At 50.8% G+C, this 17,283-nt stretch carries 8 protein-coding genes; 1 reads left to right on the top strand and 7 read right to left on the bottom strand.

Annotation, left to right across the window (positions count from 1 at the left end; genetic code table 11):
- Positions 1 to 57: 57 nt before the first annotated feature.
- The 6 genes from B5F80_RS00085 to B5F80_RS00060 all read right to left on the bottom strand — a co-directional run bounded on the left by B5F80_RS00085 (position 58) and on the right by B5F80_RS00060 (position 6,358).
- Entirely contained in the window at positions 58 to 1,293 is a 1,236-nt protein-coding gene (locus tag B5F80_RS00085) for an FprA family A-type flavoprotein (RefSeq protein WP_087476775.1), read from the bottom strand.
- A gap of 123 nt (positions 1,294 to 1,416) precedes the next feature.
- Positions 1,417 to 2,727: a hypothetical protein gene (locus B5F80_RS00080; protein ID WP_204246297.1), complete on the bottom strand. Its 1,311-nt coding sequence runs from the start codon at positions 2,725 to 2,727 to the stop codon at positions 1,417 to 1,419.
- 26 nt (positions 2,728 to 2,753) lie between these two features.
- Positions 2,754 to 3,425, bottom strand: a complete 672-nt coding sequence (locus B5F80_RS00075) for a hypothetical protein (RefSeq protein WP_087476774.1) — start codon at positions 3,423 to 3,425, stop codon at positions 2,754 to 2,756.
- Positions 3,422 to 5,173, bottom strand: a complete 1,752-nt coding sequence (locus B5F80_RS00070) for a DUF2157 domain-containing protein (protein ID WP_239386271.1) — start codon at positions 5,171 to 5,173, stop codon at positions 3,422 to 3,424. Before B5F80_RS00070 ends, B5F80_RS00075 begins: the two co-directional genes overlap by 4 nt.
- A gap of 147 nt (positions 5,174 to 5,320) precedes the next feature.
- The gene (locus B5F80_RS00065) at positions 5,321 to 5,767 is read right to left on the bottom strand and encodes a universal stress protein (RefSeq protein WP_087476773.1); all 447 of its coding nucleotides are present in this window, start codon (positions 5,765 to 5,767) and stop codon (positions 5,321 to 5,323) included.
- Positions 5,768 to 5,911: 144 nt separating this feature from the next.
- Complete coding sequence (locus B5F80_RS00060; RefSeq protein ID WP_087476772.1) at positions 5,912 to 6,358, bottom strand: universal stress protein; 447 nt, start codon at positions 6,356 to 6,358, stop codon at positions 5,912 to 5,914.
- 281 nt (positions 6,359 to 6,639) lie between these two features.
- Here B5F80_RS00060 and B5F80_RS00055 point away from each other — a divergent pair, with 281 nt between their 5' ends.
- Positions 6,640 to 8,085, top strand: coding sequence for a sodium:proton antiporter (locus tag B5F80_RS00055; protein WP_087476771.1), 1,446 nt, complete (start codon positions 6,640 to 6,642; stop codon positions 8,083 to 8,085).
- 77 nt (positions 8,086 to 8,162) lie between these two features.
- Here the strand turns inward: B5F80_RS00055 and B5F80_RS00050 are convergent, their stop codons facing one another.
- On the bottom strand, positions 8,163 to 16,919 hold the full coding sequence (locus B5F80_RS00050; RefSeq protein ID WP_087476770.1) for an ESPR-type extended signal peptide-containing protein: 8,757 nt from the start codon (positions 16,917 to 16,919) through the stop codon (positions 8,163 to 8,165).
- Between the last annotated feature and the right edge of the window lie 364 nt (positions 16,920 to 17,283).

Raw genomic sequence — 17,283 nt, 5'->3', positions numbered from 1 at the left:
CCCTTTAACCTTATGCGTTCTTACTCCACAACGAAAGACGCAACGTTTGCATCTATCTTAAAGCAAGGATTTCGGTTCCGGATACGCTTTGATATCGTCGGCGACAGCTTTGGCAATTTCGTCGATGATGCCTTCCTGGTCGTCGCGGAGAGACGATTTCATGTCGAGGGTCGGTTCGAGAAGTTCGCAGTTCTTGAAGCGGTTCTGTACGTAGTCGACCATCGTGTTGTACGCGGCGGATGCCCAGCTGTGATTGCCGATAACGGCGATCTTGCGGTTCTGGAACATGAGGGTCTTCAAGTCGTGGAGGAAGTTTTCCATCGGCAGGAAGAGGTTCAGGTTGTACGTAGGAGCAGCCAGAACCAAGTGGCTGTATTCCCAGGCCTTCGCCGTAACGTAGGACGGGTGAATCTTGGCTACGTCGTACAGGCGGACGTCGCGGATGCCGAGCATGCTCAGCTTATGAGCCAATACGCAGGCAGCCCGTTCGGTGTTGCCGTAAATGGACGAGAACGCGATGACGACGCCCTTCTTTTCCGGTACGTATTTTGCCCAGTGGAGATATTTTTCAATGATGTACTGAATCGTTTCCGGAGTGCGGAATACGACGCCGTGAAGCGGGCAGATGACTTCGATAGGAATGCCGGCGGCTTTCTGCAGGACTTTTACGACCTGCGGGCCGAATTTGCCGACGATGTTGACGTAGTAACGGCGGGCCGAATCGAGGTAATTTTCTTCAAAATCGACCTGGTCGGCGTATACATTGCCTACAGTGCCGAACATACCGAAAGCGTCGGCGCTGAACAATACCTTATCCGTAATATCGTAGGACATGATAACTTCCGGCCAGTGAACCATCGGCGCTTTGACAAACGTGAGGACGTGCTTGCCCAGTTTGAGCTGGTCTCCTTCCTTGACTTCTACATAGCGGCTCGGCATGGGTTTGCGGAAGAACTGTTCGAACAGCTTAAAGGTCTGAGCCTGAGCGACAATTTTTGCTTCCGGATGTTTTTCCAGCAGCGCGACGGCAGAGCTGGCATGGTCCGGTTCCATATGCTGCAAAATGAAATAATCCAATTTGCGGCCTTTGAGCAAATATTCTACGTCTTCAATGAATTCGTCGCGGCAGCTCTTGTCCATCGCGTCGACAACGCAGGTCATTTCGTCGTCGATGAAATAGGAGTTGTACGTAACGCCTTCGGGAATCGGGAAAATCCGTTCAAAAATTTCAGTGCGGAAATCGTTGCACCCCATCCAATAAATGCCATTTTTAATTTCTTCTACGCAATGCATAGCAGACTACCTCCTTATGTACATAGTAAAACACTTGTAAATCGCTGATATAAAAATCTTGTTACATATGTATCATATCACGTTTTACACTAATAGAAAATATCTTTAAAGAAAAAATATTGATTATTTAGGTTTCTTTTCCGATTCCGATTTCTCCGCATCGGACCCGCCCTTTCGTTCCTGCGGCGCGCCGCTGTCAGAAGACGCTTCTTCCTGCCGTTCGCTTTCTTCGTTCTTTGCCCTTTCGTCGGACGGCGAATCCTTGTCTTTAGAAGCCATAGCGTCGGCTCGCTGCTGTTCCTCCGATACGCCGCGGCGTTCCGTCTGGGAAACGGCCGGTTCGTCGCCGATGGAGTTCGCTTCCGATACGAGGCGGTCTACAAGCTGCTGCAGCACGTCCTGATCGGCCTGAGACAGCTCTTTGCTGCTGAACAGCATTTCCTGTGCCTGTTCAGCCAGGGCCGACGCCTGGGACCGTGCTTCGCGCTGGCTGATACGGCCCGAATGATAGTTGCGGTTCAGCTCGCGGAGGGCACTGGAAATTTCGGCAGTCTTCGTGCGGATGCGGGCGGCGGCCAATTCGCCGCTGCGCTGTTTCTGCGCGTCGGCGTCGTGAATCTTCTTGTCTTCTTCGCGGCTTTCCAGCAGTTCTTCCTGCTGCTGTTCCGATACGCGTTCCAATGACGCCGCCGTCACATGGGTGCCGACGTAATACTCGTACCCCATATAAGCCAGGATCGCGATGGGAAGGCACAGCAGCATCATTTCGATACGCCGCAGGTGGGCTGCCTGCTTCCAGCTGATGACGTTGCGGCGGCGATGCTCGATAATGAGGACGACGCCGACGATGACGACGATCAGGAACAACGCTATATAGATGAATAATTTATGCCAGACCGTCGCCTGCAGCTGTATTTGAAAGGGCTCCGACGCGTTGAGGCTCCACATATACGTGCTGCCCTGCTCGTCAGCCGTCGTGCTGTTGCCCTCTACCTCCGTGCCCGACGGGAAGGACACGATGTATTCCAGGTCTGCGCCGTTTTCTTCCATCGCCATGCCCAGCCGCAGGTGTTCCAGGCTGTTTTCATCGAAGGTGTAATCAATGTAGTACGTCGAGCAAATCAGCCCGTCGTGGGTCTTATGGATGATGCGGTCGACAGAGCTTTTATTCGCTCCTTCTTTCGTTACGGTCTTCATGGCCCGGAAGCCCTCGCCGTTGCTGTTGTTGTAATCCATGATCGTATAATTCCGCTTCTGGAATTCGTCGGCGTCGCTGCGCAGGGCCTTCTGCCCTTCCGCCGTTTCCGACACCTTCAGAACGTCCTGCGTCTCGCTGCCGTCGTCATGGATAATAGTCTGGGCGCGGAAGCCCGTCAGCAATACGAACGAAAGGGCCAGCAGCAGCGTCGCGCCCAATTTCACATACGATTTCATAATAGCCTCTCCTTCTGTCCAAGCGGTTATTCTTCTGTCGGCGGCACCATGCCGGACTCTACGATGCTCGGCTTATTGAATACGGAAGCCGTCTTTTGTTTCTGCTCGTCTTCCTTCTTCGCCCGGGCTTCGGCCATAGCCGCGCCGTTGCCGCACTCTTCCAAGGGAATGCCGTTGACGAACACGCCCTCGATAACGCCCTGGCCCTTCTTCATGCGGACGCTGGCGACGACGTTATCTTTTTCGCTGATATTGTAGATCCCGTCGGCCAGCTCCGGCGCAATGCGGTATCGGTCGAAGGCGACCTTAAACTGGACGATGCCGTCCTGAAACGATACGACGACAGCGTCCATATAATCCCCGCCGATTCCCGGCTTTTCCGCCGACGCTCCTTCTACCTTCATCAGGCCGCTGGCGTCATGGGAAATATGGACGTATATTTTTTCGCCTTCTTCCGGAGCCGACTCGTCCATCCACGTAGTCGTGTCTTCCGGGAATACGACGCGCACGTAATCCGTGCCGAAGGATGATTCTTCCAGCCTCGGCAGGCATCGCCACTGGTACGGGATGCCGTCTACGCTGATGTTATGCCAGCGCCATCCTATATAAGACAATACTCCCAGCTGGACGAGGACGACGAGGAGGAAGACCATCCATTTATGCTTTCCGTCAGGAGAAAAGGTTCCTATTCCTTTCATTTCTTCGTGTCTCCTTCCTGCGACCACGGCGACCGCGAAAAATGTTTTTCCCGCTTAGCCGGACCGGCCATTGACTGCCACGGCGAAGAGGTTATCCGCTCTGCCGGCCGCGGCTCGTCTGCTTTCTTCCGCGTGCGCCCTTCTTCCTTCATCGTCGGCAGGGCGATTGCATCGGGACTGCGGAACACGGGCGGCACAAACTGCGACCGCGGCGTTTCCTTCGGCGTCACCGTTCCGGCCGGGCGATATCCCGTATCTTCCGGTTCCGGCGTCAGGTCTTCCAACGGCGGAAGATGAATATCCTTCATCCATTCAGCCAGCGTGTCGGCGTCGGCCGCCGCGTCCTTCGCCTCCTGGGGGGACTCGAATACCGGTGCTGATTCCCCTTCGTCGGTTTTCGCTGCTTCCGTCTCCCGGCGCACCGTCGCCGCCGTATGCTTTACGCGGGAGCGGCGGGCGGCCCGCAGTTCTGCGTTTTTCCGGCTGGACGCCGTGCGGCGGCGCTGGAAGAACACCAATCCCAAAATCGCCATGACGACCAGGGGCACGACAGGCGAAAAGGTCGTGGCGAAGACAAAGACCAGCATGAGGCAGGCCAGCATCACCGTGCCGAAGCGCGTATGATTGACATGGCCGCCCTTGACGCCCTGCATGATTTCATAAAAGCCCAGGAAGATCATGTAGGCCGCCGAAATGATGAGCGGTACGGACGAATAGAGCCCGCTGCGCACGATCAGCGTTTCCCCTAATAAGATGAAGGGGATAAAGGAATATATCACCGGCCCCCAAAGGCGCGTCTTGACGCCCCGGGCCAGCAGGGCGATGATCAGCAGAAACAGGAGGAACAAGATGGTCATCGTCGTCCAATGAAAGCCCTGAATATCGGCGACGCCGTACCAGGAGACGGGCATACAGGAAATAAGCAGCGACGCCGCCGCGGCAAAGCGCCCGAACCAGCGGAACGGAACGCCCCAGGACTTGCGGATATCGATGGAATACCCCGTCAGCATAATGACCGCCGCCAAAGCCGACAGCAGCAAAAAGGGAATGTACGCCGCATTGCGCGTAGCCAGTCCGAAGGCGGCGAACACTGTGACAGTGACCGTCCAGGAGAAAACAGATAATCGGACCTCGTCCTTCTGCTGCACCAGCAGGCGGTACATCGGAAGCGGCAGGACGACGAAGAGCCAGAAAAAGGCCGCTCCTCCCGGCGCGTTGATATACCCGCCCAGAGCCGCCCAAACCAGCACGGCAAGGCAATACACCACGACGGCCCCCACAGCTCGCAGCAGGTACGCCGCCGGCAGGCTCAGGACAGCGCAGGTGAAAATATAGGCCGGCGTATCCCAACCCAGATAAAAGGTCTGTCCCGCCATGGCCATCGTCACAAATACGGCTATGCACTGGGCTAAGGCGACGCCTTCTCCCAGCAGCGTCCCCTGACGATTTTGAAACAAGGCCAGAGCCACGCCGCTTTGCGAAAGGACCAGCAGGACGACAGCCAGAGCCATCCGCAGGGCGACGGAAATGTGATACCACACGTAAGCGGCGCCCCAGATCAAGGCGACGCCGAGAATAGAACAGGTCACGATGGCTAAGGCCGTATACACCAGGGCCGGCCAGCCCGTAACGCCCTGTCTCCGGCAGGACTGCCGTATGTTCTGTTCTGCCTCCGCAGAAATCCAGCCTTTAGCGGCCCAATCGCTGATTTGCCGATTCAGCCACTCTGTATTATTTTTCCATATCATATGTGCTGCCTCCCAGGCATGTAGTAGTCATAGTATCGCGCAGTCGTATTCCTGCGCATCATCAGTATATCACAAAATAGGCAAATCCCATACATGAAAAAAAGACTTTGTCCCGCCTTGCGAGGGACAAAGCCTTCTCTTATACCATTATTTTACAATCAGCACGGAGCATCCCGCACGAGTAACGACATAACTGCTGACAGACCCGAGGAACAGCCCTTTCAGCGGTCCTAAGCCCCGGCTTCCCATGACGATTAAATCGAAATCGCCGTCCTTCGCCGCTTTTACGATAGCCGGTCCCGGAGAACCGACAGCAAATACGCTTTTGACGGGAATCGACTCCGGTACGGTCTTCGCAATACCGTCGAGAAATACCTGGCCCTCTTTTTCCATATCCTGAGGCAGGTGCTCTTTTACGTATTCCGTCGCCGTGGAAATTTGGTCGAAATTTGCCAGCGGGGCGATATCATGAGCCACATAGGCCAACGTAATAGAAGCGCCGTAAGTCGTCGCGAGGTCAACGGCTTGTTCCAATGCCCGTTTGGCGTTGTCAGAACCATCAATCGGAACGAGGATCGAGTTGTACTTTGTCATATGAATCCCTCCTGTCGATTAGGTCTAGCAGGTCTTTATATTAAATAACTTCTATATACGTTGGGAAATTCCTTCTTTTTTATCGTCTTTCATCTTATGAAATTACGGAATGCAAAATACCCTTGTATCCGCCCAGTTCCCCGCTTATTTGACAATCAATACGGGGCAAACGGAATGCGTGACGACGTAGCTGCTGACAGATCCCATGAACAGACCTTTCAAAGGCCCTAAGCCGCGGCTTCCCATGACGATGAGGTCGGCGTTGTACTTTTTAGCGACAGACAATACGGCCGGTCCCGGAGAGCCGACTTCAAAAACGCTCTTGACTTCGATATTCTGCGGAATGACCTTCGCATAGTCGTCGAGAATGCTCTTGCCTTCCTCTTCCATATCCAGAGCGACTTGTTCCGTCACGTATCCGCTGGCATTCGGAATTTGGTCGAAGTTAGAGATTACCGATACGATATTCGCCACATATACCAACGTAATCGTAGCTCCCAAGGCCGAAGCGATGACGACGGCATGTTCCAGCGCCCGCTTGGAGTTAACCGAGCCGTCCGTCGGAACGATGATGTTGTTATATTGTTTCATATGAATCCCTCCTGTCTTACCCTTTCTATATAGATAATTTCTCTATACGTCGCCAAAATCCTTCTTTTTCTTTACGAAAAAACAGATTTCTGCGAAAAAATCTGTCGCGCCATGTCATTTCGGCATATAACATCGGCAAGTATCCCTGCTCATTGCGGCATGTTATACGTTATACTCATCTTTTCTAAAATTTAGTACATTCATTCTCCAACTTATGTTATAATTGTAAGTAATACATGGAAACGGCTTGTATTTCCAAAAGAAAGGCGGTTGTTACCGAAATGAAAACCTTATTCCGTCCCTTATGCCTTGCGCTGCTGCTCTGCCTGACGTCTGTTCCGGCAGCGTTCGCCAGCGAAGGCGGCGCTCACGCTATCGTCAGCGCCACCCTGCCGGCCTGGAGCATTATCCCCTTCGTCGGCATGCTCTTGTCCATCGCTATCTGCCCCCTCGTCAAGCCCCACTGGTGGGAAAAAAACATGCTTGCCGTGGCTATCGGCTGGTCGCTGGTCTTCCTCGTTCCCTTCGCCGCGGCGTACGGCATGGGCGAAGCCCTGTTCCGGCTCCTGGAATCGGTATTGATCGATTACGTTCCCTTTATCGTCCTCCTCTTCGGCCTGTTCGTCGTCGCCGGCGGCATCGCCGTCAAGGGGACCTTAGCAGGTACGCCCAAGATCAACGCCCTCCTCCTGCTCATCGGCACCGTCCTGGCCAGCTGGGTCGGCACGACCGGCGCAGCCATGCTCATGATCCGGCCGGTCATCAAGGCCAACGCCTGGCGGCAGAAAAAGGTCCACGTCATCGTATTCTTCATCTTCCTCGTCGCCAACATCGGCGGCTGCCTGACGCCCCTCGGCGACCCGCCCCTGTTCATGGGCTTCCAGCGCGGCGTCCCCTTTACCTGGACCTTCCATCTCCTGCCTATTTTATTGTTTAATATGGTCATCCTGTTCCTCGTCTTTTTCTTCCTCGATTCCCATTTGTACAAAAAGGAGCTGGCCGCCGGCCGTTCGCCCCAGGATAACCAGCCTGCTGAAAAAGAACCGATCCGCGTTGAAGGCGCGCACAACATCGTCTTCATCGCCCTGATCATCGTCGGCGTCGTCGCCAACGGCGTCCTTCCTAAGGAATTCGCCTTCTTCGCCAACGGGGCGGGCATTCCCGTATACGATGAAATCGTCTTTCCCTATGCGACGGTAGTCGAAATCATCCTCATACTGCTGGCAGCGTACTTATCCCTCAAGACGACGAAGACGGAAACGCGTCAGCTCAACGAATTTACCTACGCGCCCATCGCTGAAGTGGCGAAGCTGTTCATCGGCATCTTCATCACCATGATTCCGGCCCTGATCTTCCTGAAGACCCACGGCGCGGAACTGGGCTTGTCCGAACCGTGGCAGATGTTCTGGGCAACGGGGGCCCTGTCGTCCTTCCTGGACAACACGCCGACATATCTCGTCTTCCTCCAGACGGCGGGAGCCCTCGGCGCGACGCAGGGCATCGCAACCTCCGTCGGCACGGTGTCCCAGCTCATGCTGGAAGCCATTTCGGCCGGCGCCGTATTCATGGGGGCAAACACCTATATCGGCAACGCGCCGAACTTCATGGTCAAATCCATCGCCGAAGAAAACAAGATCAAAATGCCCAGTTTCTTTGGATATATGGGTTGGTCCTGTGCCATTCTTATTCCGACCTTTATCCTCGATATGATCATTTTCTTCTGGTAAATGCAGATGTACTCATGCAAAAAGAGAATCTGTCCGTGCGGACAGATTCTCTTTTTTATATAGAATATGTTTCTCTCTTATCCCTTTACGCGCTCCATCAAATAGGCAAGCTGGCGTTTCATTTCCTCATTGTCCTTCTGTACCTGCTTATACATTTCATTCAATTCGCTGTATGCCGCACTGAGCTTTTCTCCATCAGCCTGCATGCGTGCATTCTCTGCCTTAAGAGCCGTAATTTCATCCTGCATGACATATGCCGAACTAATAGGGCCTGCTTTGTACCGTTCCGGAATCACCTTCTTTTCATCATGACTTCCGAATTTATAGGTAACGCCGATATTGGCCATCGTATGAGCAGAACCGATGGTCGCGCCGAAATGGAACATCAGATCTTCATTTTTGTAATGAGCAATCCCCAGAGCCACCGACTGCTTGCCTCGATAGGTACCGGCAGCAGCCATGAGCTGTGTCGGTTCCAGCGGATCATACTGAATAGGCTTCAAGCCGGCTAATGCTGCCGATGCGGCACCTACATCGCCGATTTCATTGCGAAGATTGGATTCCATGCCATGAAGCTGCGACACGTTGACAGCATCGGTCGCATCTACGCCAGGGGCAACGTTTGTAATGCGATTCCCACCGTTATTGAGTCCGTCTGCTGTCAGGGAAACAGCAGATACTCGCCCAGACTCCGAAGCACCGACAATGACAACACCCGTTTCAGCTACATGCGTCTCCGTCCCATAAACAGGATTGCCGTCACTGTCCTGTAACACAGTGCCGTCCTGACGCTTCAGCGGATTAGCCCGAACCGTCAGGCCGCCGTCATCAATGACGGCGGCACGAACGACAGTGCCGTCCTGATCCGTTGCGGAAGAAGCAACGCCGCTCTGATTTATTTCCGTCTCATGCATATTGCCCTGATTGTCTTTGCCGCGGGCCGTAATCGTATCGCCTTGAATAGCTACCTCGTTTCCGCTGCCGTCAACGTGATAAATCTGATCCGAACCAAAGATACTCTTGCTGCCGCCACCAGGCCCATTTTCGTTATTTTGTACAATGATGCGGTCACCATCAATATGCATCGTATGATTTCCCGATGCATCAGATGTATGAATCTGGTTGCCGCTTATAGTCGTTTTGCTGCCATTCTTATCGGAAATCATTTCCGAACCGAGTATTGTAGTCTGATCTTTTTCCTTGCCGACAGTCAGCGAACTATTGGCAGTAATTGTATCAGAAGTAATGCCTTTCAGCCCTGTAAGCGTGTCAGCCAGTTCGATATTCAGCGTATCGCTGCCATCAGACACAACGCCGATATTTCCCGAAGTCAGCGTACCGCCGGCCCCGCCTTTAATGGCCAGCGTATCTCCAAGTTTGCGGGTAATAGGCGCACCGCTGTCACCTTTAAAGGTTAAAGGCTGCGTATTTACGGTGTTGGACAAATTGGTCGTCAATGCATTATACACGCTCTTTAAGTCACCGACATTTACAGCGTTAGTATCGACGGCCTTCGATAAATCATCAATTGCTTTTCCGTTCTCATCTGTCAGACCACTGGCAACATGCTGAATCTGGTTTCCACCATTATTCAAACCAGTTTCTGTCAGCGATACGGACTCACGACCGGCAGCAGTAATTACAATGCCGCCGCTGTTTGTTTCGGTCTGGTTGCCTTCAGCATCCCGAATAATGCTTCCGTCTGCAGAAGCCGTGTACGAACCTCCTTTTCCGTCTTCAAGGGATACTCCGCCTGCAGTAAGAGCAGTTTTCTCAACAATTTCGCTGCCCTGCTCGTCTTTAGTCGTCCGCAACGCCTCTACTCCTGTACCGCTGAGAACGGTCTTCGTTCCATTTTCACCAGTCGTCGTTACCGATGTCAGCCCTTTCAGGTCTTTAGCCAGTTCTACAACGAGTTCTTTGGTCTCGCCCTGAACGCTGACATATGTATTTTCATCCGTGCGCTTGGCAGTATCATCCATACCGCCTCTCACCGCAATGACACTCCCCAGATCCTGCCGTACAGTACCGTTGTTGCCCTTCAGACCAAACCCGCCTGTTTCACCAGTTCCGGTTCCAGCTTTTGCAATATATTCAATAGCTGCTTTTACATCGCCGATGTTGGCGCCATTAGTCAGCATCGGTGCAACCGTCTTTTCGGAAGCCGAGTCAAAGAAAGCCTCCCACGGGGTACTATCTGTTCTCGCACCGCTCCGGCGACCGCTGCCTACCTGAGTCAGCGTCGGTACATCACCTTCTCCGCGGCCAGCTGCTTCTGTCAGGCGAATATTGACAGGGGTACCTTCTGTTGCTCCGGAAGCAGAGCCATCCTTTATGCTGTTTTTCGTATAGAAGGTATCGCCAATGCGTACGAGTACCTGTCCGTCTGCATCGACATATTCCATAGGCAAGCCAGTCACGTCGACATGAAACGAGTATATTCCCTCATTATCGTTAATCTCTGATACAGCTGTATTGACGCCGTCTACGACATTAACGGTTTGATTTAAGAAAACCTTTTTCTTATTATTGCCGTTCGTATCCAATATAAAGCCATCATCAAGGGTGGCTACACGGTGAACCTTCAGCGCACTGTCTGTATATTGCAGGCGATCCATATACGGCTTGTCTTCATATATTCCAGTATTGTTATCCAGCGCACCATCTCCGCGGCTAACCAAAATATCGGCCTTGGGAACTTCTCCACCATTGCCGCTGCTTTGGAGAATAATATGCCCGGCGCCGTCCTCGTCTTTATTCAATACAGCGGCCGGACCGTCTTTACCGCCTCCGGCAATAGCTATGGATTCTGTTGTTTCCAATCCTTGTTCAGTCAACTTCGTATGGACTGTCGTCGTCGGATTGTCTCCCTGCGTTTCTGTCCGGATTACAACGCCATTTCCGTCAAGAATCGTCGTCTGACGCACAGACTGTCCGTCACTGCCAGATACGTCCTGGCTAGCCGACAGAGATGTTAAATCCTGCAGATTTTTAGCCATTTCCACGACCAAAATGTTTTTTCCCTGACGTTCCTGAACGCTGACATAGGTATTCACATCTGTACGCGCTTCACTGTCCGTCATACCGCCCTGAACAGCTATCGTATTTCCCAAATCCTGCATTACCGCCTTACTCCAGTCATTGCCGGTCAAGCCGAATCCTCCGCCAGCGCTGCCTGTCGTCAGCGAAGCAACAGCATTCTTCAAATCGCCTACATTGACGGCATTATTCCAAACGGGGTTATCGTCTGTCACTTCAGACAGCAATACAGAACTGCCGTCTTTCGCCATAAGTCCGCTGCCCAGATTTTCAAGCTGCAGCGGATTCGTCCTGCTCCCGTCAGCACCGACTAAGGAAATGGCAGCTCGTATCTGATTCGGTGAGATAGCGTCAGCACCCGGCTTCGGAGAGCCGTTTTCGATATCTTCCTCCCGGTAATAGACATCGCCTATCTTCGTCAGTATGCTGCCCTCGTTGTCCGAAAATACCAGCGGCAGACCAGTTACATTAATTTGAAACGTATGAATTCCGCCCTTTGACGCAATAGGAGAAACCTTTGCATTGATTCCGTCTTTCAGCTGAACCGTATCATTCAGCTTGACAGAAACCGGACTATTTCCATTGGCCTGCAAGAACCATCCATCATCAAGCGTCGCCACTTGATGCGCCTTGCTGGCACTATCCGTATATTGAATCCGATCCATATACGATAGAGAGCTTTCACTGCCAGATCCTGTTCCTGTATCCTTTGCAGAGTCTGCGCCAGGCATCCCCTGCACGACAATCATATCCGCCTTAGGAGCGGTATTGTCCCCTGTGCTGCCGCCTGTCATGACGACATGTCCATTCGTTTCCACGCCAGATCCATTTACGACAGTTGTCCGTGTCGTACCGTCGTCTGACGTTTCCGTCGTCGTAATAGAATGAAGCCCCTTCAAATCAGAAGCCATTTTTATCGTCAGCGTTTCTTTGCCGTCAGATACAACGCCGATATTGCCGTTTGTTACCATAGCAGCTAATTCTTTCGCTTTCCCGGCTGCATCGGTTTTCGACAGCTCTATATCGCCTACTATGTTGATATTTTGACTCAATTTTCTAGGGAAGGTATTCGCTCCATTCTCTGATTCGTCAGCAGTTCCGGCATTGCCAGAGAAAAACAGAGGCGTGTCTGACATTTTTTTCAAGTCGCCGACTGTCGCCGCATAATGGCTTTTTTCAGCAGGAGAGTCATTCAGCGCCGCAATAAACGTATTGGTACCGAGGCCTATATCCCCCAATTCCGTGTTCTCCTTGACGCCGTTTCCCGTCACCGTCGTCTCAAACAGGCTTTCTATGCCGTTCAGCAGCGTCGGAGTATGGTTATTCGGATCAATAAGCACATTTTCTAACACAGCTTTATTCGGATTCGAAACAGGATCAACTGCCGCTTCAGAAACAGCTGCTTCATCAGGAGCCGCTACAGGGCGTGCATTAGCAGCAGGCTTGCCGTTGACCATATCGGATGTATTATACCAGTTCTGATCGCTTTCATAAAAGGTTTTTCCATCCTTTCCCAAATCGCTGTTGTTGTACCATTTGCCATTGACATAAGCCTTATCCTGAATATCAGCTTTCGCATACCATTTCCCGTCAGCTTGCCTTTCATTGACAGCGGCATCGGCTTTTGCATACCACTTGTTTTCTTCGGGAATATACGTTTTATCCTCTAACTCAGCTGTTTCATACCAGTAGTTATCCTCGGCTTTGACAACGGTATTGCCGTTTCGGGCCTGTGTATCCATAAACTGATCTACATGTACTTCATATACCGTATGCCCGTCTGCCGTCGTTTTCGCATGAATTTCAGCCATCCCCGGACTATTGCTTATCATCTGCCATTGCCCGTCTTTGCCCCGATGCCAATCGGTATCGCCCCGGAGCTCTATGCGACGCATATTAATAAAATCAACGAGATTATATGCATGAGTCGGTGCCTCTTTTGTGCCGCCGATTCCATATGCTCCATCGTCAAACACAACTTTTCCGTCCTCTGTAATCGTCGTATTGGATCCAATTTGATCGGCCACGCTGGTTGCCAAATTACCGACAACATGACCTAACGCATACAACTGACTGCCGTTAACGGCATCTGACGATGTAGGCGACAGTAGTCCCGGCGCGACATTCTGAATACGTCTCGTAGCGACAATCGGAATTTTCACGGTTTTATCGACAATCTGTCCCGTCTCAGGATCCGTCACCTTAATCGTTTTTTGATCGTATCCGGCAACTTCACCGCCGACACTGACTACTCCGACAACATTCCTGGCTCCGGCAAAATCGTGAGACACGCGAATGATTTCAATTTGTCCGTCTTTATTTCTCCGATACGTATACACCACTTCATTAGTATATGAAGTATCTATTCCTCTAGTCGTATTCCCTTCATCAGCAACAGGAGTATAAGCAATCGTGCCGTCGGCCTGTATGATGTTCTTTCCGTCAGCATTCAAAAGTGGCTGAGCCGGCGTAACATTTTCAGGGTTAAAGGACACATACGCAGCCTTATTTCCCAGGAAAACTGAATTCAGCGTTGTTTCCGTAATGTTATTCCCTAATGCCACGACGTCATGGAGCGGAACATCATACCGCTTTGCCGCCAAGATTCGGTATCGCGCCGATTCCTCTGGCGTTAACCGGCGTTCATCGGCGATAAAATTGTCGCCCAACAACTTATCTCGAAGAGCTTTAAATTCTGCCGCCGTCCCGATTGCCGTCACATTGGAAAGGGGCTGAACCTCTTGTTGATAAGCCATCCATAAATCCAAATTCTTTTTGGCAGCAGCAATAGCATCTTCATCGCGCTGCGCTCCGGATACGGCATTGGACTCGTCATACGCCTTCTGATACTTATCAATTTGCGCGGCTATTCCGTCTTTTCCGATAGCCTCAAAAGCCTCCTGCTTGTAAGCGGTCCACACCTGCAGTTTTGCAGCATCATTTTCCTTTTGAGCCTCCGCAATATTGGAAGCAATTACGCCTCCATTATCCAGTGTAGCTTTGGCCGTTGTCAGGGCATGCGCAATATCATCATCAGCCAAAACTCCCAAGGGAATGCTGCGGTTAATCGCAATGGCATTCGAATTTCCAAGAGACAAAGAATTCCGCGCCATCACGGCAGATCCCACTCCGACAGATGCAGAATTTACAGCATGTACCGTTCCATTGGCGCCAATCGCAATAGAGTTATCATGATCGGCAATACTGAAGCCGCCAAGCGCAATCGTACTGTCGCCCGTCGCCTGTCCCCGATAGCCAATGGATATGGCGTTATTCATCGTCGCCCTGCCTTCCGTGCCGATATTGATAGAATCGGTACCGCTGGACATCCCTTCTGTCCCAAAATTCAAGGCGTTTTCTGCTGCAGCCTTCCCCATTGAACCTATATTGATCCCATTTTTGCCGTCTACCGTTCCATTGTAGCCAAAATTCAAGCCGTACGCTCCAGAAACAGACGAATAGTCTCCCAAAGAAATACCGTAATCTACGTCTACGCTGAGGTTATTGCCGATTCCAAAGGCATTATCTCCAAGCACCTTGCTGTAGCTGCCCAATAAGATAGAACGTGCCCCGGAAACAAGATTAAACTGCGGCTCCGTTAGCGTCTCTGCCGTCCCATCCATATGAATTCTTTCCATTCCGCCAAAACCGAAGACTAATGAGTTCTTTCCAGTAACTTTTGCATACCCGCCCATAGCAATGGCGTCGTCTGCAGTCTTGTCGGCTCCGTCGCCTACAATAGCATGATCCCCAATAGCCAGTGCGCGGTCACCATGGACCTGTACGAAACGGCCTAAGCCGACAGCAGCCTCGCCTTCGACGAAAGAATATTTGCCTTCAAGCCATTTTTTGCGGAAATCAGACGCTAGTTTTGCTGCACTCAGTTTAGATTCAACTATATTACGACTCAAAGTGTCCGCAATAGTTCCAGCAAAATCATGCTCTGCGTCATAACCAATCCCATACGTCTTTTCAAGATAGATTGCAAGATCCTTTGTATTCTTATCAGTAATCGGGCTGTTCTTATCTTTCTGCTTCTCTATGGCTTCTAATACTCCCTCTTTGGCAGCAATATCTAATTTTGCCTGCTGTACTGCCATGTTTTCTGCTTCATATGCTTTCTGATTGGAAGCATCAAAAGGAGCTGCTCCAGAAGCAATCATAACTGCGCCATCGCCGCGTACCTGTCCGTATGAGCCTATACCGACGGCATTCTCACCGATAACGCGAAATCCTCCGGGGTCATCTGCAGATAAATACTCTCTGTATTTTTTTAAAGGTCTGCTCCTAGATCCTGCCAGGACATCCCCCGCAATGTTTGTCTTATCTACCAAGTCAAGCTTCCAATATTCGTCCGGCAGTACGCCATCAATCGGCGCCCCTTGACCAATAGCAATCGCACCATTGCTTAGAGCTTGCACGCCTTTCCCGACAGCAGTACTCGCCGTTCCTTTCGCATAGTTCATCTTCCCCAAAGCCACGCTTCCCTGGCTGGGTACGACAAGCGAGGTGCCGACAGCCACGCTGTCTGCAGTCTTCATATCGTGAATTGCCGTGGCTTTTAAAATCCAATACCCCTTAGCGTCTTGCGTAATTAAATCAGGATTAGGAACCCCAACCAAATTTCTCCGTCCCACAGATATGCTGGTATTTTCAAAGCCAATTGAATTTGAGCCAATAACAACGCTGTCTCGCGCTAATCCCAATGTATACATGGATTTGTTTGTTGGAACACTGCTCCCGATAACAATAGAGTCATATCCTGTGACCTGCGCAGCATAGCCAATAGCGACAGACCCATATCCTTGGGAACGAGCCTTTGAGCCAATGGCTACAGCGTAGTCATTATATGCGTTGGTATCATCGGGATCGACGACTGTAGATGCGCCAAATCCAAGAACAACAGTTTCCCGGCCAGATGACATTGCTCCATTACCAATTACAGTATTGTTATCACGATTCTTAGCCGTCCCAATTACGCTCTTTTTGTATTCATGGCTGGATTTCGGGCCTTCATAGTAATTGGTAATAACACGGGCATCATTGCCGATTACTATATTGCTTTCCCCATTTTTTTCATTTTTAGCGCTGTACCCGGCTCTAGTCGTTACTTCATCAAAGGCATCGTCATGTCCTACACGGGCATCTGTACCGATTAAAATAGATTTTTGAGAATTAGATGTATTCACAGTATGCGTAGTGCTGCTCGGATTCAGCAATATACTGTCTTTAACTGGGCCATTACCGGAGTCTGAAGGGATACTGCCATCTGAATTAAGAATGACGACACTATTAGAATTACTATCATAGACAACATTCGATGCTGCCGATGCATCATCAGCAGCCGTCGGAGCAGCAGAAATGCCGATGTTTGAAACAGCAGCTGCCATGGAGGCTAGCGCCGGACGCGGTTCAGCTGTTCCCTTTTTTACAACTGTAAAGTTCTGTGTATCTGGATTATAGGTAATCGTCATAAGATAGCTGTCATATGTGCCGCCGCTTATAATAAAACGGCCGTCCACTTCCGTATCTCTGCCGTCATGGCGTATAAGCAGTTTCTTCGTCCCTTCATCATAGGAGACACTAACACCGTCCGAATCGAACAGCGTCTCATATGCTGCGTTGACTGGCCCTAGGGGATAAGACAGCATCAGCAGCACCGCAGCCGCAAGACTGCCTTTTTCAGCCCCTTTTATTACACTGCTTTTACATCTTCCGCAGCTGCGCGCCAGTTCAGAAACAACTTCATAACAGCATTTATTTCTATTAAATATGACTTTGAATAACCTATTCATTGCACCCTCCAATTTTAAATTTGAACATGGACGTTTTCCTGCCTGCGTCTATACCTCGGCAGGCTCAGGCATGTTCAGAATAACGTTAAATTTCAAAAAAAAATAAAATCCATGACATAAAATGCAAAAAAAACATTTGACACAATTTAAAATTTAATTGAACATTTTTTCTACGCGCTTCAAAACTTTTCAATTACAGGAAACCTATTTTTACCATATATAATTATTTTTATTAAGTATAACATATATTTATTACATTGAAAATATTTTTTATTGATATTCCTATTCTTCATACATGCATATGGGAATTACACAAAAAAGAGCAAGGATATACCCCTGATAAAGATATATCCTTGCTCTTCTT

It is taken from the genome of Megasphaera sp. An286 (assembly GCF_002163455.1).
In the GTDB taxonomy this organism is placed as follows: Bacteria; Bacillota; Negativicutes; order Veillonellales; family Megasphaeraceae; genus Megasphaera; species Megasphaera stantonii.
This window is presented reverse-complemented; position numbering and strand designations above follow the sequence as displayed.